This window comes from Bacillus sp. OTU530 (assembly GCF_038440375.1).
Window position 1 is genome coordinate 19992 of record NZ_JASATP010000006.1, and the last position, 18513, is coordinate 38504.

The window sequence follows — 18513 nt, forward strand, 5'->3', positions numbered from 1 at the left end:
TTTCCGTGAGTTTATTATGCTTCTTGAGCAACAGGATATACGCTCACTTGTTTGCGGTCACGGCCAAGACGCTCGAAGCGTACAACGCCGTCAACCTTCGCGAATAGAGTGTCGTCGCCGCCGCGGCCAACGTTTACACCTGGATAAATCTTAGTACCGCGTTGACGGTAAAGGATAGATCCGCCTGTTACCAACTGACCGTCTGCACGCTTAGCGCCAAGACGCTTAGAGATGGAGTCACGACCGTTCTTTGTGCTACCTACACCCTTCTTAGATGCGAAAAACTGAAGATCTAATCTTAACATGATTTACACCTCCTGCTTGATTTCTTTTATGCGAATATATTTGCCATAGTCCATTTCGATTGTTTGTAAAGAAACGAGCATCCCTTCTAAAAGAAGCTGTGCTTTCTCAAATGAATTGTTCTCCAAATCACTTGGGAGCTCATACTTCAGAAAGCCGCCGTCCTTTCCAAGCTCGATGGTTGCCACTGCGCCTGTGAGCGCCTCCACTGCGTTAATCGAACCGAACACAACAGCTGAAGCGCCGGCACAAACAAGGTCTTGTCCATGCGGTGCATAATTGGCATGTCCCTTCATCGTAAATGAACCAATAGCGTTTGTTTTTTCGCGATGTATCGTAACCTGTATCATATCTTATGCGTTGATTTTTTCAATCACAAGCTTCGTGTATGGTTGACGATGACCTTGCTTTTTGCGTTGGTTCTTTTTCGCTTTGTATTTGAAAACGATGATTTTTTTCGCGCGGCCTTCTTTCTCAACCTTCGCTGTTACAGTTGCGCCAGCTACTACTGGGCTTCCAACCTTCACGTTTTCACCACCAACAAAAAGAACTTTGTCGAAAGTAACTGTTTCACCAGCTTCAACGCCAAGCTTTTCTACGTAGATTGCTTGACCTTCTTCAACTTTGATTTGTTTTCCACCTGTTTCGATGATTGCGTACATAATTGCACCTCCTCATAAGTATACTCAGACTCGCCGCAATCGGTAGACATCTGTCTTTGAAAACCTAATGCGTGCGGTTGTAGCATATAGCCATAGGTGCTATAAACTATAACAAAAGAATCCTATCATAGATAGAAGCACTCTGTCAACATGGATTTTACAATCTTCGCTGCATAACCTCTTGTCTTGTTCCCATATGACGAATATGGCACACAGACGATGCACTATCTATAAAATATACCTCTACCGTCAAGGCCTCCTGTAGCCGACTGTCTCGGAAGATTGCCTGCACCTCTGGGCTGCACTCGACAAGGACCGCTTCGTAATCCGTCCCCTTGTAAGCAAGCAGCTCACGTTGTAAACGATACGCCTCCGTTTCAGAAGAAGAAACGAAGCCGCGACCATTACAACTTCCACATGAAGACTCAAGCATATCACGCAGCGGCTTTCTCTTCCGCTTTCTTGTTACCTCTAAAATGCCAAGTGCGGTGAATCCGAACACCCTTGTTGGCGTATGATCTCGCTTTAAAGCAGATATCAATAGATTACGCACGGTTTCTTTATCATGATCATTCTTCATATTAATAAAATCAATTAAAATCATGCCGCCAATATCACGAAGCCGCAACTGCCTTGCAATTTCTATAGCAGCCGCCTCATTCGTTTTTCTCACCGTATCCTGCAGCGTTTGCTTACCTGTAAATTTTCCTGTATTTACATCAATAACTGTCATCGTTTCTGTTTGCTCAATTAGAAGATATGAACCATTTTCAAGCCACACAATTTTTTTTAATGCCTTCTCGATTTCATGCTCGACGCCGTAGGAGTGGAATATGTTTTCTTTTCCGGTATACAAAGTAACGCGCTCCTTACTGACTCTTTCAGCGAGCTCACGTACGCTCAAGCGATCATCAACAATGATATGGGAAACGGTTTCTGTTGGAATCTCCCGGAACAGACGGGCAAACAACGATTGTGAGGAGTAGAGAAGAAATGGTATCTTCTCTTGACTGCTTTCCTGAAGCTCCTCAGCTGTGTGACGAAGCTCCTCCATCTCAGCTTGCACATGTGCAATAGGAGCCGTTTCGCAGGCGGAACGAAACACAAAGCCTCCCTGTTTTCCGAGCTGCAGTAATTCATTTCGCTTTCCTTCGTTTCGAATTTTTTTGGATACCGCAGAATATGAGTCAGATGGGATATAAACAACATATTTTCCTGGGAACTCTATCTTAGTTGTAACCTTCGGACCCTTTGTATCCATAGCTTCCTTCACAACCTGCACAATAATTTGCTGCCCTTGATGCACTAGCTGGCTGATGGATGCCCCCTCTGTAAAGGATAGAAGATCCTCGCGGCGGAGATATGCGTGCTTTTCCATTCCAATATCCACAAACGCAGCCTGCATGCCCGGCAATACATTGACAACACGCCCCCGATATATATTCCCGACAATCTCTTCCTTGTTAGGGCGATGTAAAAAAAGCTCTGCCAGCTTGCCGTCCTCTTCTACCGCAATACGTTTTTCTTCTCCAAGCAGATTCATATATAGCGTTCTCACTTTTTTACCTCTTTTCTTCTTGTCTAGCGGATGTGAACAGACTGTATCCGCTTTTCTTTTGACACTTTAAAAGTATACATTTTGCCCAAGGGCAGGGCTCGCCAATCGGCGAGTTTTCTTTACACTGTAAGAACATATAAATTTCTAGCTGGCAGATCATTCGACGTAGCGAGAAATTTTAGGAATACAGTATAAGAGCAACTACGCCTCTGTCTTCGTCCAAGGGCAGGGCCCGCCAATCGGCGAGTTTTCTTTACACTGTAAGAACATATAAATTTCTAACTGGAAGATCATTCGACGTAGCGAGAAATTTTAGGAATACAGTATAAGGGCAACTACGCCTCTGTCTTCGCCCAAGGGCAGGGCTCGCCAATCGGCGAGTTTTCTTTACCATACAAAAAGGCTAGTGTCTGCGTCAACACTAGCTAATAAGTTCTCCTATTGAGGAGCTGATTCGCTTTTCTGTGAAATATGCGTATAGCAGCTCATTTTCGTCTAACGTATATTGCTGCCGTTCCTTCCCTTTAATAACAACCGAATGCTTATATCCCCGGCGGAATTGCATGAATACGGTATAAAGCGGATCATTTGCATTAGCGTTAATGAGAGTGAGCTTTTCAATATCCCGTTTTTTCCCATAGTAACGCTCTAATAAAAAACGAACGAAGATATATTGCCGTTGCTTCCATTCTAAGTATAGAGACACGGCTAAAAAAATGACAACAATCCACATCGTTACATTAGAAGCATTCCAAAGGAGAGCGGCAATCGTTAGGCCTAGGAAACAAGCTCCAGACGTAAGAAGCGTTAAGCGATGTGCCTGCAAAAATGGAACGAAGGCCGAGTAAATATTTAATACAAGCTTTCCGCCATCAAGCGGCCAAATTGGGAGAAGATTAAAAAAGAAAATAGTCATATTATTCCACATAAAAAAAGAGTAGGATGCTTCTGAAATCCAACCTCCAGTGTATAAACCATAAACCGCCAAGCCCATCCAAATATGCTGAAGAGGCCCCGCTAACACAACAATGCATTCTTCCTTTAAAGGCTTGTTGCCGTGCTCCTCAAGCTCTGCCACTCCACCGAACGGCAACAGCTGAATTCTTTTAATCCGCCAGCGGAAATGAGCAGCTGCTAAACCATGTCCTAGCTCATGCACTAATACAATTCCAAATAACACAAGCAGCTCCTTAAAATGAGCAGTCAATACTCCAATTGCTATCAAAGCCCAAAACAATGGATGAATCGTCACCTTTGTGAATGTCTCTATATATCTATTCAAATGATATCACCTGAATCGGATCAATAAATTGGTTCTCCTTCTTCAAAGCAAAATAAAAGGTACCTGATTTTCCGTCTTCACTGTTTGCGACCACACCGATTTTTTGCTTTTGTTTTACATAATCATAAAGTGCGACTGTTGCTTCTGATAAATTGCCGTACCATGATTCTGTTCCGTCAGCATGCTGAATGATAATTGTATTTCCGAGTCCTTCTTTCTTCCCCACAAATACAGCCACCCCTTCATTCATAGCATCTACCGGGGCATTAATGTTTGTTTGTACAAACACGCCTTGCCCGTTCGCTTTAAAGCTTTGCAACACCTTTCCAGACGCAGGCACAGCATAGTTCTTCTCCTTCTGCGTTGATTGCGTCTGAGAAGTTGGCAGCAAAGTAAGCGGCTTGCCAAATTGCTGCTCATACCAATTAGAAACGGTAGCAAATTGAAATTCCTCTTGCATGGCCTTTTGGACAACTGTACGAGCCTGTTCTAAAGACGGATTATTACTTTTAAACACAATACCTGTCCCTAGCACAAGAGCAACGGAACAGAGCAGCTGCATGAGAAACACTTCCTTTCGAAATAACGAACGTGTCTCCTCCTTTGGTTCCTCAAACACAACATGTCCAAACTCATCTCCAAACTCATCTCCAAACTCCGCTTCCCCTTCACCTAGTTCTGGAAACAGTTCTTCTACTTGTTCAAAGGGTGCATAACGCTGCTGCTCCACATGTCGCTGTTGTTCCGCTTTTCGCTTAGCAATTCTCTTACGAATGTCTTCAATTTTCCTTTTCCGCATGCTGTCCCCTTCCTCATTTACATAGTTTGTACATATGTATGAGTTGTCCAGAGGAGATATTCGTCTCAGCATAGACCTTTTTTAAAGCGAACATGTCCTAGTTGCACTTATACTGTATTCCTAAAGTTTTCGACTACGTTGAATTCACTTCCAACTGGAAATTTATACTTATTTAAAGTATAAAAGAAAAACATCCCGCGCTTGTCCGCGAGATGTTTAGCGAATACCAAAAAATTTCTTCACTTTTGTTAAAACTGTCCCTTTTTCTTGCTCCAATGATTGAAGAGGGACAGACTCTCCAAGCAATCTGCGAGCAATATTGCGATATGCTATAGAAGCTTTGCCATTCGGAATAAGAGCTACTGGTTCTCCCTTATTTGTAGCCTTGATAACTTCTTCATCGTCCTCAACGATCCCAATTAACTCAATAGAAAGGGTTCGCACAATTTCATCTACATCGAGCATCTCTTGATTTTTCAGCATATGACTGCGAACGCGGTTAATAATAAGCTTAGGAGGCTCAATTTCTTCATTTTTTTCTAACAGTCCGATGATACGGTCTGCATCGCGCATAGAAGAAACCTCAGGTGTTGTGACAACGATCGCCTTGTCAGCTCCTGCAACAGCATTCTTAAAGCCTTGCTCAATTCCGGCTGGACAGTCGATTAATACGTAATCAAAATCTTGGCGGAGCTGACGAATAATATCAATCATCTGCTCTGGTGTGACCGCTGACTTATCGCTCGTTTGGGCGGCAGGCAACAAGTATAATTCTTCAAATCGTTTGTCCTTAATCAAAGCCTGCGGCAAACGGCAGCGGCCTTCCACTACGTCTACAAGGTCAAACACAATACGGTTTTCTAGTCCCATCACGACATCCAAGTTGCGGAGTCCGATGTCTGTATCGACAAGGCAGACCTTTTTGCCGGATAAAGCGAGGGCTGTTCCAAGATTTGCAGAGCTCGTTGTTTTCCCGACTCCGCCTTTTCCAGATGTAATAACAATTGCCTCTCCCACAGCTATATGATTCCCCTTTCTAACCTTGTTAAATTAGGTCTGAGGTGAGTAAGAATTTGAATGCGGTCGACCATAATTTGGTTGTTTTGGTTAACATATGCGCATTCCATTTCGTTCTCTTTCCCTTTATAATCGGGGGTTCGATTCGTCACATCACTAATTCGGAGCTGTAACGGATTCATGATTGACGCTGCGATAACAGCTTGCTTATCACCGGAATATCCAGCATGGGCAATACCTCGTAAAGCCCCGATAATAAAGATATTACCGCCAGCAATGACGGTTCCTCCCGGATTCACATCCCCGATTAATAGTAAGTCCCCTTTTACATGAAGAACTTGACCGGAGCGAATAATTCTCGTAACAGATGCAATCTCTGTCTCCCGTTTCCACTCTAATGCCTGTTCCTTTGTGACTACGTTACTTTCCACTTCGTTGACTACAAGATTCTTTTTATTTCGAACAAGAGTACGCAGAGCTTCCTCCTGCTTTCCTGTCAAATAGCGGTTGCCCACCTTTACATGCACTTCAATCAGTGAGCGTTCACCGCTATCATATAACGCTGTAGACAACCGCTCCTCAAGCTCTTGTAATAACTCGTCAAAAGAACAGGTATCATCAAGATGTAACGTTAAACCGTCCTTTGTTCCTTTAATTGTTACATATGGTTGCTTTCGTTCCTTCACTAACGCTCACCCCACCGATTCATTTCGACACAAAGTCAGAAAATCCTTTTTATTTTTCTTCTCTCGCCTCAGCAAGACGCAAGAAATATTTTTTCAGCGGGACACAAAACAGCAGTAAAAATATACCGTTTAAAACGAGAGTAGCAAGGATTCGCTTTTCAAAAAATATGCCCGGCGTCAAATCCACTTGCCCAAGTAGCAGCAGCAATCCATACACCGCGTATTCTAAAGCTGTAACTCCTACTAATACCAGTACTGAGACTATGAATACATTGACCTGCAAAATTCTCATCGCATTAATAACCAGATAAGTCAATACAGGATAAAGAAATAAGTAAATACCAATAAGTTCCGTATTTACAACATCAAACAAAAAACCGAACAATAAAGAAAAATATACAGCCTGTAACGAATGATAATATATAGCTATAAAGAATAGCACGATAATCAAAAAGTGAGGAACCGCTATGCTCCCTTTCCATAGGAAATCTGCAGGAAAACTAAAGGAAAATACATTCTCAAGCAAAAAGACAGCGACAAGAAACAGGGAAAGAATCCATTTTTGCATTTGTTTCTCCCCCTACTCTTGCAGCTCTGCTTCTGCTGTAGGCATCGTCCGTTTTACTACTATAACATGATCGATATCATTTAAATCAGCAGCAGGTTTGACATAAGCAGTTTGTGTTAAGCCATACTCATCCGGCGTTACATCAGTAATTTGCCCGATAACAAGCCCTCTTGGAAAAATGCCGCCAAGACCAGATGTTTCAACGTACTGCCCCTTCTTTACCTGTGCATCTGATGGAATTTTTGTAAAGATGAGCATCTGCTTTTCTGTATCATATCCTTCAATTAAGCCAAATACTTTTTCATCGCCCTGCGCAACGGCGGAAATACGATTTGTACGATTTAAGGAACTAAGTAGCTCAACCGTAGAGGTAAACTGCGATACACTCTTTATCTTGCCTATGAGCCCTTTTTCTGTAATAACCGCCATATCCTTTTTCACACCTTGCTGCTCTCCCTTATCAATTGCAACTAAATCATACCATTTATCAGGGTTCCGTCCAATGATTGTGGCTTGCAATGGGTTATAATCATCAAGAGAATCTTTTTTCCCTAAAATAGCCCGCAGCTCTTCGTTATCCTGCTGTAAATTCTTAACATCCACTGAAAGCTTCGCATACTTATCCAACTTTTCCTTTAGCAGTTGGTTTTCTTCATATGTATGTTTGATATCTTCAATACTCTCGAAAAAACCCGCCACAGCGTGCGCAGGTTTTTCCAAGACCCGTTCCATTACTCCAACTGTATCCTGTATAAATTGCTCCGGCCAAGTTAACCGTTGCCTCTCTTTTAAGGAAATACCGATTAGTGCTACAAGAAGGATAATGCTTACTAATAAAACGATCAACCGTTTGTTTAAGAAAAACTGCGGCACACTTACACCCTCTTAATCAGCTTAGTTTTGTTTTAAACAAATCGATATTATCAAGCGCTTTTCCTGTTCCGATTGCCACGCAGTCAAGAGGATTTTCTGCTACAAGCACAGGCATTTTTGTTTCGTCACTAATGACCTTGTCCAAATTGCGAAGCAGCGCTCCTCCACCTGTTAATACAATACCGCGATCCATAATGTCTGCTGCCAACTCAGGAGGTGTCTTCTCAAGTGTATTCTTTACAGATTCAACGATGGCCGCCACCGTATCCTTCAACGCATCTGCGATTTCCTCTGCTCGAATCAATACTGTCTTCGGCAATCCTGTAATCAGGTCACGTCCACGGATTTCTATCGGTTCAATGCCCTCTCCAGTACCAGCAGAACCAACTTCCAGCTTCAACGTTTCAGCTGTCCGCTCACCAATCATCAAATTATAATTCTTCTTAATATACTGGATAATTGCTTCATCCATCTCATCACCTGCTACGCGAATCGATTGACTCGTTACAATTCCGCCGAGCGAGATAATCGCTACTTCTGTTGTACCGCCACCGATATCTACGACCATGCTGCCAGTCGGTTCCCATACAGGTAAATTTGCACCAATTGCTGCCGCAAACGGCTCTTCAATCGGATACGCATCACGTGCACCAGCCTGACGTGTCGCATCAATTACAGCCCTCTTCTCTACAGCTGTAATTCCAGATGGCACACAAACCATCACATATGGTTTGCGCGAAAAGAAACCGTTCGATTTTTGTGCTTGTCTAATATAATATTTCATCATCGTTGCTGTTGTTTCATAATCTGCAATTACACCGTCTCGCATCGGGCGAAGTGCCACAACATTTCCTGGTGTACGTCCGATCATTTGCTTAGCATCGTTACCGACTGCCACGATTTGCTTTGTATCCGTCTGCATCGCGACAACGGAAGGCTCGCGCACAACAACACCTTTTCCCTTCACGTATACTAATGTATTTGCAGTTCCTAAGTCTATTCCGAGATCACGAGTAAAGCCACCTAATCCTAACATATGTGTATCTTCCTTTCCAAAACGAAAATACTTTCCTTATTTTTATTTATATATTTAAAAACAACACGTTTCTATCTATATCTCTCTTTATTGTTCGCTAAACCCTATAAAAAACTCATAAAATACATTATAAAACAAAACAAAAAAAATGGATAGGCTTAAATATAACCTTTTTCCTTTAAACTAACAAAGCGATGCTCTCCGATGATAATATGATCAAGCAAATCAACACCCATGATCTTTCCGCATTCTGCTAATCTTTTTGTCACTTCGATATCTTCACGGCTCGGGGCCGGATCGCCTGAGGGGTGGTTATGAAGGCATATAATAGAGGCAGCAGAGCGGCGAAACGCTTCGCGAAAGACCTCGCGCGGATGTACTATGGAGGCATTTAAACTGCCGATAAACACAGTTTGCCTGTGCATTACTTGATTTTTTGTATTTAAATATAAACAGACGAAATGCTCCTGCTGCAGAAAGCGCATCTCCTCCATCATATAGTTTGCACAATCCTCCGGGCTGCGGATGCTATAGCGCTCCTTGTATTCAATCCGTACCATTCTGCGCCCCAGCTCAAAGGCTGCAATGAGCTGCGCTGCTTTTGCAATCCCGATGCCATTTATATTTGTCAGCTCCTCCACTGTTGCGTCTTTTAGCATCCGAAGACCATCAAAATGATGTAAAATACGACCTGCAAGCGCTAAAACAGACTCCTCCTTTGTTCCCGTTCTTAATAAAACAGCAAGCAGCTCTGTATTAGACAAGCTGCTTACCCCCTCTATCAATAAACGTTCCCTTGGCTGATCATCCTTTACTACATCACGAATCTGGTTTATACGCATCGTTCCCCTCCCATATAAAAGATCGGAGCTCACGTACAATACGTGCCACTGGAAGACCGACAACCGAGTAATAATCACCATTAATTTTCTTAACTAGCGTGGCGCCTTTTCCTTGAATGCCGTAGCTCCCTGCCTTATCAAGAGGCTCTCCTGTTTCGACATATGCTTGTATTTCCTCTTCAGATAATTTCCAAAATGTTACCTCTGTTCGTTCATAAAAAGTAAAGGTTTCACCCTCGGAAATGAGCGCTACTCCAGTATACACCTCATGTATGTTGCCTGATAAAAGGCGCAGCATTTCCACGGCTTCTTCCTTACTATTTGGTTTTCCTAGCATCCGTGCGCCGTATGTTACAATTGTGTCTGCTCCTAACACAACAGCATGAGGATAATGCCGTGCAACATCGGCTGCCTTTTGCGCCGCTAGGGACATCACAACCTCTGCCGGAGACGCGGTTTCTTCAATCTTTTCCTCTACCTCGCTCACATGAATTTCAAATGGAATTTGCACAAGCTCTAGCAGCTCCTTACGTCTCGGGGATGCCGAAGCTAAGATAAGGGGTTTTGTCATCCTATCACCTTTCCTATGTTGTTTTAGAAGGAAGATACGCTTGTATCGTATCAAATATACAACTTCCTCTCAATTTTACAAAATGTCACTTTGTTCATCGATTTCTGCGAATCTCGTCTTAGAAAACAAAAAAGGAAAGAAGGATTCTTTCTTCTTCCCGTTCGTTATGAGTCCTTTCCTGTGAGAACTGTCTCATAGGAAACAAGTCCGTCCAACAAAAGCTGCTGCAGCTTTACAAACGTCTTCTCATCTTTTGTTTCCTTATATTCCTGCAGAGCATCGCAGGAAAGAGACACGTACGTAAGCAGCTTTTTCACTTCAGCCTTCTCGACAGACTTCCCCTCCTTGGTAAGCTCCTTCACACTTTTATCCAGCTCACTCCACTGCTCATTGCTGATTTTCCCTGCCGTATACACAGTTGAAGTTTGCTCAATAAGAGTACGAAGTGACTTCTCAGTTTTGCCTATCAGTCCCTCATATTTTTTGAATGCTGCCGGTACCTGTTTATCTGTAAGAACCCGCCGCTTTTCCAGTACAGCAAAACCCTTCGCTTTATAGGAGGCGGTGAGTTTCTTCGCTCCTTTTTCATCATTCGCTATGCCGATAAACAAAAAGGTTTTTCCATCAGAGTTGATGAGAGCCCCCGGCATTCCCTTTTTCTTCATATCATCTAGTGCTGCTTGTCCCCTTTCCGCTGTGGAAAACACATTTCCTTGTATAACATACACAGCAAGCTCCTCTAATGCTGCAGATTGCTGCGTTTGTTGCTCCGAGGATTTCGTTTGCTTCTCTGCAGGAGCAGTTGTTGTTGTAGAAGTTACACTAGCCGCTGCCGGCATGCTTTTTTCTTCCTTCGTACCATCTAACACATGTAATACTCCAAAGCCAAAGCCCGTCCCAAGCAAAATTGCCGTTCCAACAGTGAGAATCATCTGCTTACGGCGCCCTTTCCTTTTTTTCGGCTCTACTGAAGGTTCATTCCCTGCACGAAATGGTACTACATTATGCTGTAAAATTTGCTCGGAAGGAAGCATCCATTGGAACTCCTCCTGCGGGGGAGCATCTTGCTTTGTCGGCTCCTCCTTATAGTTTGTTTCGGTACCGTTCACTTTAATTAAGATTTTTGGAGAACGCTTGTCCATGGCTTCATCCCCTTCTTATTGCTTTTTAGAATGGTATCACAGTTCTTCTAAAAAAGAACATGAGATTTGTCAGGAGAAGGAAAATCATTTTCGTCAATTTGTTTCATATTTCTATGTTTATTCTCACATAACGCTTAGCAGAACAAAGAAAAAGAAAAGAATAAGCATTATTCCTAAAATTTCTCGCTACGTCGAATTGGCTTCCAGCTAGAAATTTATACTTTCTTACAATGCAAAAAAGCAGACAGCTTGCGCTATCTGCTTTCTGTTATATATTTACGAACACCGGAAATAAAATAGAGTGAACCTGTAATCAGAAACAAATCCTCATCTGTAAGAATCGGTTTAATTTTGTCTATAGCTTCTTTCCAATCCTGATATATCTCCTTTTGTTCCATGCTGCAATGCTTGGCTAACAGCTCTGGTGAAATAGCACGAGGAAAATCGAAGGTTGTAAATACCATACGATCCGCGATTGTCTCAAGTCCTGCTACCATTTCAGCTATTTTTTTATCCCCAAGTGCACTGAACAATACCGTTATACGTTTATCAGCATAATGAGACTGTACCGTTTGCACAAGGCTAGTGATTCCTTCCGGGTTATGAGCACCATCGATTACGATCCGAGGGTGATCAGACAGTTGCTCAAAACGGCCCAGCCAAAAGGCTTTCTTTAATCCATGATGAATGTCCTCATCCTTCACCAAAAATGATTGATATGTTTTTAAATAATACACCGCCATTAATGCAAGCGCAGCATTTTGTACCTGATGTGTTCCCTTCATCGTAATGCTTAAGTTTTCCATAATACCAAACGGGCTTTCAAAAGTGAATGTTTCTCCATCCGCTATCGATTGCGTATGCCCTGCAGAAAACTCTTTACCGAGCGTATACACCTTCGCGCGTCTTTTCTGTGCCTCTTCCGCAATCACCGCAAGAGCCTCCTGTTGGGAAACGCCTGTTATAACAGGTACGCCGGATTTAATGATGCCTGCCTTTTCTGATGTGATTTCTTCAAGTGTTTCTCCCAACACATGCATATGATCATATCCAATTGTTGTGATGATAGATAGGACAGGATATATAACATTCGTCGAATCAAGACGCCCCCCAAGCCCTGTTTCCAGTAGGACAATATCACACGGATTGATCTTGCCGAAGTAATAAAAGGCCATAACAGTTAAAATTTCAAATTCGGTTGCCGCTCCGAATTCCGTTTCATCCAAAGCTTCTGCAATAGGCTTCACGATACGTACAAGTTCTGCAATGTCCTCGTTTGGAATTGGCGTTCCGTTTATGCTAATACGTTCATTAAAACTTTCAATATACGGTGAAGTAAACGTACCAACCTTATATTCTGCTTGCTCTAAGATCGAGCGTATATATGTAAGTGTGGAGCCTTTTCCATTTGTACCGGCAAGATGAACGCATGTAATTCTTCTCTCTGGGTTGTCCAATTGCTGAAGCATCCAGTTCATCCGTTCTAATCCTGGCTTAATGCCGAACTTTAATCGGTTGTGGATCCAACTTACCGCTTCTTCATATGTCATCCTAGTCTCCTTTCTGAAAAAAGCGAACCCGGGCTTCACATCTGTCTTGCCGGGTTCGCATATCAGCTTATTTTTTTAATTCTGCCAAACGCTGACGAACCGCCTCACGTTTTTCTGTATAATCCTGCTGCTTCTTGCGTTCTTCTTCAATTACCTGAGCAGGTGCCTTTTTCACGAAGCCTTCATTGCTAAGCTTCTTCTGCACACGCTCTACTTCACTGTCTAAGCGTTTCAGCTCTTTTTCAAGACGGGCGATTTCCTCGTCTAAGTTAATTAAATCCTCAAGAGGCAGGAATAGCTCCGCTCCTGTGATAACTGCTGTCATACATTGCTCTGGCGCTTGTACATCTGTTTCAATCACGAGCTCGCTCGGGTTACAGAAACGCTCAATGTAGGAGCTGTTTTTCTGAAGACTTGCAAGAGTTGCCTCGTCCTTCGCCTTAATGTACAATTGAACCTTTTTACTAAGCGGCGTATTTACTTCCGCGCGAATATTGCGTACAGAACGGATGATTTCCACAAGCTGACGCATTTGCTCCGCCGCTTCCTTATCCGCTAAATCCTCACGAATTGTCGGCCACTGCGCTACCGTAATCGATTCGCCTTCATGCGGAAGGTGCTGCCAAATTGTTTCTGTTACAAACGGCATGAACGGATGAAGCAGCTTCATCGTTCCTTCAAGTACATATGCAAGTACGGAACGAGTTGTTTTCTTTGCGGCTTCCTCTTCACCGTAAAGCGGAAGCTTCGCCATTTCAATGTACCAGTCACAGAAGTCATCCCAAATAAAGTTGTACAGCGCACGGCCGACTTCGCCGAGCTCATACTTATCAAGATTTTTCGTCACGCTCTCAATTGTTTCATTAAAGCGCGTTAAAATCCATTTATCCGCAACGGACATCTCACCCGTTAAATCTAGTTCCTGATATGTCATGCCGTTCATGTTCATTAACACGAAGCGGGATGCATTCCAAATCTTATTAATAAAGTTCCAAGTAGATTCTACCTTTTCGATACTAAAGCGTAAGTCTTGACCTGGTGCACTTCCTGTAGATAGGAAGAATCGAAGTGAGTCAGCACCATACTGCTCAATCACATCCATCGGGTCTACCCCGTTTCCAAGCGATTTGCTCATCTTGCGACCTTGCGCGTCACGAACTAAGCCATGGATCAGTACATCGTTGAACGGACGTTGACCTGTAAACTCAAGACCTTGGAAAATCATGCGTGATACCCAGAAGAAAATAATATCATAGCCTGTTACCAGAACATCAGTTGAGTAATAACGCTTAAAGTCTTCAGAGTCTTTATCAGGCCAGCCAAGCGTTGAAAACGGCCAAAGCGCTGAGCTGAACCAAGTATCAAGAACATCATTATCCTGCTCCCAATTCTCAGAATCAGCAGGCGGGTTTGTATCTACATACACTTCCCCTGTTTCTTTATGATACCAAGCCGGAATGCGGTGTCCCCACCAAAGCTGACGGGAAATACACCAATCACGGATGTTTTCCATCCAGTGCAAGTATGTTTTCTCAAAGCGCTCCGGCACAAAGTTTACCTTTTCCTCCTGCTGCTGAAGCTTGATCGCCTCATCCGCTAACGGCTGCATTTTCACAAACCATTGCGTTGATAAATACGGCTCTACAACAACACCGCTGCGCTCACTATGACCAACGGAATGTGTATGCTCTTCAATTTTGACAAGTACACCCTGCTCTTGTAAATCTTTCACAAGCTGCTTGCGGCATTCAAAGCGGTCCATTCCTTGATATACTCCAGCATTTGCGTTCATTGTGCCGTCCTCATTCATGACAAGGATACGCGGCAAGTTATGACGATTTCCAATTTCAAAATCGTTCGGGTCATGAGCTGGCGTAATTTTTACAGCGCCAGAGCCAAATTCCATATCTACATAATCATCGCCGACAATCCGGATTTCACGGCCGACGATTGGAAGCACTGCTGTTTTACCAATTAAATGCTGGTAGCGTTCATCTTCCGGATGAACCGCAATCGCTGTATCACCGAGCATCGTTTCTGGACGAGTCGTTGCAACTTCAATGTAGCCAGATCCATCAGAAAGCGGGTAACGCATATGATAGAATGCCCCTTGTACATCCTTATAAATAACCTCAATATCAGACAAGGCCGTGCGTGTTGCCGGATCCCAGTTAATGATATATTCACCTCGGTAAATGAGACCCTTTTTATATAAAGTAACAAATACATGGCGTACTGCTTCGGATAATCCTTCATCCAGCGTAAAGCGTTCGCGGGAATAATCAAGACCTAAGCCAACCTTCGCCCATTGTGCGCGAATATGGGATGCATATTCTTCCTTCCACTCCCATGCCTTTTCCAAGAACTTTTCACGTCCAAGGTCATAGCGCGTTACTCCTTCCTCACGCAGCTTCGCTTCTACCTTTGCCTGTGTCGCAATACCGGCATGATCCATACCAGGAAGCCATAGCACATCATAACCTTGTAATCTCTTTGCACGCGTTAAAATGTCCTGCAGCGTTGTATCCCAGGCGTGCCCTAAATGAAGCTTACCCGTTACGTTTGGCGGTGGAATTACAATTGTGTATGGCTGTTTCTCAGCTTCGCCCTTTGCTTCAAAATATTTTCCTGCAAGCCACCATTCATAGCGGCCTTCTTCTACGGATTTATGGTCGTATTTCGTTGGTAAATTATTGTCCGTATTTGTCATATAAATTCCTCCTTCTCAAAATAAAAAACCCCACTCATCCAGAAAAGGACGAATGGAGTTATATTCGCGGTACCACCTTTTTTTGCAAGCGAAGGCTTGCACACTTTATCTGGTAACGGGTTACACCCGGCTTCCTCTACTGTAATATTCAAAGAAGCAGCTCAAGGGCGACCTTCCGACGCTGTCATCTAAGAAATCTCCCAGCTGCTGATTTCTCTCTCTGAAAGATGCAAACACATCGTACTCTTCCCTATCTAAGCATTTTGTTATTATTTTATACAAACTATAGTCTAAAAAAAGAAAGTGCAATCGTCAATAAGCTTTGCCAAGTTTTTTGTAATATATGCAGAAAATCGAAAAAAGTGCACGAAATGCACACTAGGTGTTTGCCCCGCATAGGGTACTATAAACCCGTTATTTTCGGAGGAATGCAGAATGCGACGACTTAAACGTACTTATAATTTCGCAACACCCGGCTGGATGCGGAATATTCAAACACTGCTATATGACTTCATCATTCCGCTCACAGTCTTTCAAGGTATTCGAACATTGCTGTTCCCTACGTTTTTGGATTTTATCTTATTGATTGTTTTTATTGGCTTGACGATTAAAACGCATTTCCAAGCATAAGCACGGCAGCATAGATTCCTGAATGTGTACTTAGCAAACATACAGAAAGCTCGCCGAGCAAAGACAGAGGCGTAGTTGTACTTATACTTTATTCCTAAAACTTCTCGCTACGTCGAATTGTCTTCCTGTTAGAAATTTATATCTTTTAAAGCGTAAAACCTCTCCGGCTGGAGAGGTTTTATGTTTGCTGCTGACTTTGCTCAGCTTGATGCTCTGCTGCTTGAATTTGGGATACAAAGTATTCAGTATTACTTACAAGCCAATGGGTTTGCTGAAGATTCTTCACAAATTGCAATTCATTTCGTTTATCCCGCTGTTCCCCGTTTTTCACATAGCGGGCAATTTGCCTGATAAAGTTTTGTGGATACGCCAGATAAGCAAGCATCAGCTTTTTTTCTTCTTTTGTATAGGGAAAGTGCTTCTGATACACTTGATACCATTCATAGCGGTCATTTCTTGCAATGGGGTATGTGTTAAACGAACGCTGATAAAATTGTACAAGATCCTGTATCGGTGTGGAAAACTGTGAATTTTCCAAGCTAATAAAATAACCGTTTCGCTCATGATCAAACAAAAAATGACTTTGAGACACGTTTCCATGAATTAAAGAGATTCGTGTCGTTTCCTTTTCCTTCATGAGCTCTTGCCATTCCTCCAGCTGCTTTGCAGCAAACTCATGTGCACGTAAAACATGGTGATAATACGTACAATATTGCAGCTCTAACGGAGACATATACCACTTCGCTTCAGATTGCGTCAGAAACGTATCAAGCATATCGCGGTCCTGCTCCCAACGTCCTGACAGCGCGTTATAATGACTGTCAATGGTTTCCTCTGTAATACTTTCTTCCTTCACTGTCTTTTGATGCATAGCAGCAAGGGTTTGAAACATCTGATGGTAATGGTCGTTCTCCTCACCCTTTTGTTCTGCGCTGTCAAGCCAAGGCATTAAATAGTACTGATGTTGTCCGTCCGATAAGAAATACTCTCCGTCGCTTGCATGATATACAGGCGCGTAATTTGTAAATCCCTTCTCAGAAAGAAGGCGAAGATGGTGTACAAAATTGCTCCGTTCAAGTCGGCTCGGACTCAGCCTCTTTAACGCATAAGGACCCTGGTTTGTATAAACCTTTAACACACTTCCATGCTCTTCTAAATGTTCCGGATTCAAACGATACATTTGTAAAAGAGGTTCATATTGCTCTCTCACTGCTGTTTCCATATAATGATGACCCCTTCTAACAGGATGGGCGTAAAGAAAAACTGGGGCGTCTTAATTAGCTCCCAACATAAGCATCATGATGATTTAGACTTTGTTTTTGATACTGGAACATATAAGACCTGACCTTGCGAAACATATAGGTCATCTAGCTGATTGATACGCGCCAGATGCTGGAGATTTGTATCGTACCGCTCTGCAATCGATTCGACTGTATCGCCCGTTTGCACAAAATACATGCGCAGCTTCGTAAATTGCTCTTCCTGATTCCTTCCGAATAATCTTGTTAGATATAGTGCATTTTCATCACGGCTGGAATACGCAAATTCCTCCTTACCCTCTTCAGAAGCAGGCGGCTGCTTTGTCTCCTCAGCACGACCAAACAACTCAACCTGCATAACAGGTTCTTCCCTTTCTGCTTCTTCTAGCACAGGCTCTTTACGCACTTCAAATTCAAAAGGCTCAAAAACATCCTCTTCCTCCTGTACAAAGGCAGGAGCGGCATACTGATCTTCCAATTCCTCCAATAATTCTTCCTGTTCTTCTACTCGTCCCTCGATTTGCTCCTCCGCAGTTGCTTGGTCGGTTAGCCCATAGATTGCAATATCAGCAAGAAGCTGTAAACAGCCCTGTTCTGGAAGTTCATAATCAAACATTTCAATCTCTACATATAAATCATCCGCCTGCTTCACACGAGAGCGCGGAATCGAAATTTCTAAAGGAAACGAGTGCGATAATTCATTTACGCCATCCTCTCGTACATGTACATAATCGACCGTACGTACAGGAGATAGTTCACGCAATGAGAAGGATGCTTCCTCACTGTCCTGCGGAATATATTCTCCAGTTAGCTGTAATTGCCCCTTTACAACAATTTCATAATCTCTATCCTGTACCACAATGTCTGGATCAAGCGCGATGGAAAGCAATTGCTCAACTTCCTGTCCCTTTTGGAACCATACCGATTCTTTTAAGGAAAAGCTAAGTGATGTTTGATGATCTGCTGCCATTTTGAGTTCCCCCTCTCAAACGTATATGACATTACAGGTTTATGTGCAAAATGGA

Annotated in this window: 19 protein-coding genes and 2 other annotated features; of the genes, 1 reads left to right on the forward strand and 18 read right to left on the reverse strand. The window is 43.0% G+C overall.

What is annotated here, in order from left to right:
- Positions 1-14 precede the first annotated feature (14 nt).
- The 16 genes from rpmA to AAHB12_RS06005 form a co-directional block, all read right to left on the reverse strand.
- Positions 15-305: a 50S ribosomal protein L27 gene (gene rpmA, locus AAHB12_RS05930; RefSeq protein ID WP_129727707.1), complete on the reverse strand. Its 291-nt coding sequence runs from the start codon at positions 303-305 to the stop codon at positions 15-17.
- Positions 306-308: 3 nt separating this feature from the next.
- Positions 309-653, reverse strand: a complete 345-nt coding sequence (locus AAHB12_RS05935) for a ribosomal-processing cysteine protease Prp (RefSeq protein WP_129727708.1) — start codon at positions 651-653, stop codon at positions 309-311.
- Between the two features lie 3 nt (positions 654-656).
- Entirely contained in the window at positions 657-965 is a 309-nt protein-coding gene (gene rplU / locus AAHB12_RS05940; RefSeq protein ID WP_129727709.1) for a 50S ribosomal protein L21, read from the reverse strand.
- Between the two features lie 16 nt (positions 966-981).
- Positions 982-1054: a sequence feature (ribosomal protein L21 leader region), on the reverse strand.
- A 68-nt stretch (positions 1055-1122) separates the two neighbouring features.
- Positions 1123-2523 (reverse strand): Rne/Rng family ribonuclease, encoded by a 1401-nt coding sequence (locus AAHB12_RS05945; RefSeq protein ID WP_342044639.1) that lies wholly within the window; start codon positions 2521-2523, stop codon positions 1123-1125.
- Between the two features lie 421 nt (positions 2524-2944).
- Positions 2945-3805: a M50 family metallopeptidase gene (locus tag AAHB12_RS05950; RefSeq protein WP_342044640.1), complete on the reverse strand. Its 861-nt coding sequence runs from the start codon at positions 3803-3805 to the stop codon at positions 2945-2947.
- Positions 3798-4604 (reverse strand): M23 family metallopeptidase, encoded by an 807-nt coding sequence (locus AAHB12_RS05955; RefSeq protein WP_129727712.1) that lies wholly within the window; start codon positions 4602-4604, stop codon positions 3798-3800. Before AAHB12_RS05955 ends, AAHB12_RS05950 begins: the two co-directional genes overlap by 8 nt.
- Before the next feature lie 216 nt (positions 4605-4820).
- On the reverse strand, positions 4821-5621 hold the full coding sequence (minD, locus tag AAHB12_RS05960) for a septum site-determining protein MinD (RefSeq protein WP_129727713.1): 801 nt from the start codon (positions 5619-5621) through the stop codon (positions 4821-4823).
- Between the two features lie 2 nt (positions 5622-5623).
- Positions 5624-6307, reverse strand: coding sequence for a septum site-determining protein MinC (gene minC, locus AAHB12_RS05965; protein WP_129727714.1), 684 nt, complete (start codon positions 6305-6307; stop codon positions 5624-5626).
- A gap of 49 nt (positions 6308-6356) precedes the next feature.
- Positions 6357-6875: a rod shape-determining protein MreD gene (gene mreD / locus AAHB12_RS05970; protein ID WP_129727715.1), complete on the reverse strand. Its 519-nt coding sequence runs from the start codon at positions 6873-6875 to the stop codon at positions 6357-6359.
- A 12-nt stretch (positions 6876-6887) separates the two neighbouring features.
- Positions 6888-7748, reverse strand: a complete 861-nt coding sequence (gene mreC, locus AAHB12_RS05975) for a rod shape-determining protein MreC (RefSeq protein ID WP_129727716.1) — start codon at positions 7746-7748, stop codon at positions 6888-6890.
- Positions 7749-7764: 16 nt separating this feature from the next.
- Positions 7765-8784, reverse strand: coding sequence for a rod shape-determining protein (locus tag AAHB12_RS05980; protein ID WP_129727717.1), 1020 nt, complete (start codon positions 8782-8784; stop codon positions 7765-7767).
- 158 nt (positions 8785-8942) lie between these two features.
- Entirely contained in the window at positions 8943-9620 is a 678-nt protein-coding gene (gene radC, locus AAHB12_RS05985) for a RadC family protein (protein ID WP_129727880.1), read from the reverse strand.
- Positions 9604-10197: a Maf family protein gene (locus AAHB12_RS05990; protein WP_129727718.1), complete on the reverse strand. Its 594-nt coding sequence runs from the start codon at positions 10195-10197 to the stop codon at positions 9604-9606. Before AAHB12_RS05990 ends, radC begins: the two co-directional genes overlap by 17 nt.
- 164 nt (positions 10198-10361) lie before the next feature.
- Entirely contained in the window at positions 10362-11339 is a 978-nt protein-coding gene (locus AAHB12_RS05995; protein ID WP_342044642.1) for a hypothetical protein, read from the reverse strand.
- 254 nt (positions 11340-11593) lie between these two features.
- A complete protein-coding gene (locus AAHB12_RS06000; protein WP_342044643.1) occupies positions 11594-12889 on the reverse strand; it encodes a bifunctional folylpolyglutamate synthase/dihydrofolate synthase in 1296 nt (431 codons plus the stop codon).
- Between the two features lie 67 nt (positions 12890-12956).
- Positions 12957-15599 (reverse strand): valine--tRNA ligase, encoded by a 2643-nt coding sequence (locus AAHB12_RS06005; RefSeq protein WP_129727721.1) that lies wholly within the window; start codon positions 15597-15599, stop codon positions 12957-12959.
- A gap of 41 nt (positions 15600-15640) precedes the next feature.
- Positions 15641-15865, reverse strand: a binding site (T-box leader).
- Positions 15866-16034: 169 nt separating this feature from the next.
- Between AAHB12_RS06005 and AAHB12_RS06010 the strand changes: the two genes are divergently transcribed.
- A complete protein-coding gene (locus AAHB12_RS06010) occupies positions 16035-16229 on the forward strand; it encodes a hypothetical protein (RefSeq protein ID WP_342044644.1) in 195 nt (64 codons plus the stop codon).
- Positions 16230-16407: 178 nt separating this feature from the next.
- On the opposite strand, the gene ysxE is transcribed toward AAHB12_RS06010, so the two are convergent.
- A complete protein-coding gene (gene ysxE / locus AAHB12_RS06015) occupies positions 16408-17451 on the reverse strand; it encodes a spore coat protein YsxE (RefSeq protein WP_129727723.1) in 1044 nt (347 codons plus the stop codon).
- Between the two features lie 74 nt (positions 17452-17525).
- Positions 17526-18458, reverse strand: a complete 933-nt coding sequence (spoVID, locus tag AAHB12_RS06020) for a stage VI sporulation protein D (RefSeq protein WP_342044645.1) — start codon at positions 18456-18458, stop codon at positions 17526-17528.
- Between the last annotated feature and the right edge of the window lie 55 nt (positions 18459-18513).

Bases quoted from the DNA above. Each gene is read 5' to 3' on its own strand.
- AAHB12_RS06010 (WP_342044644.1), top strand. From the start codon at position 16,035: ATGCGACGACTTAAACGTACTTATAATTTCGCAACACCCGGCTGGATG.
- AAHB12_RS05955 (WP_129727712.1), bottom strand. From the start codon at position 4,604: ATGCGGAAAAGGAAAATTGAAGACATTCGTAAGAGAATTGCTAAGCGA.
- AAHB12_RS05990 (WP_129727718.1), bottom strand. From the start codon at position 10,197: ATGACAAAACCCCTTATCTTAGCTTCGGCATCCCCGAGACGTAAGGAG.
- ysxE (WP_129727723.1), bottom strand. From the start codon at position 17,451: ATGGAAACAGCAGTGAGAGAGCAATATGAACCTCTTTTACAAATGTAT.
- AAHB12_RS05935 (WP_129727708.1), bottom strand. From the start codon at position 653: ATGATACAGGTTACGATACATCGCGAAAAAACAAACGCTATTGGTTCA.
- spoVID (WP_342044645.1), bottom strand. From the start codon at position 18,458: ATGGCAGCAGATCATCAAACATCACTTAGCTTTTCCTTAAAAGAATCG.
- AAHB12_RS05995 (WP_342044642.1), bottom strand. From the start codon at position 11,339: ATGGACAAGCGTTCTCCAAAAATCTTAATTAAAGTGAACGGTACCGAA.
- AAHB12_RS05980 (WP_129727717.1), bottom strand. From the start codon at position 8,784: ATGTTAGGATTAGGTGGCTTTACTCGTGATCTCGGAATAGACTTAGGA.
- mreD (WP_129727715.1), bottom strand. From the start codon at position 6,875: ATGCAAAAATGGATTCTTTCCCTGTTTCTTGTCGCTGTCTTTTTGCTT.
- rpmA (WP_129727707.1), bottom strand. From the start codon at position 305: ATGTTAAGATTAGATCTTCAGTTTTTCGCATCTAAGAAGGGTGTAGGT.
- rplU (WP_129727709.1), bottom strand. From the start codon at position 965: ATGTACGCAATCATCGAAACAGGTGGAAAACAAATCAAAGTTGAAGAA.
- AAHB12_RS06000 (WP_342044643.1), bottom strand. From the start codon at position 12,889: ATGACATATGAAGAAGCGGTAAGTTGGATCCACAACCGATTAAAGTTC.
- AAHB12_RS06005 (WP_129727721.1), bottom strand. From the start codon at position 15,599: ATGACAAATACGGACAATAATTTACCAACGAAATACGACCATAAATCC.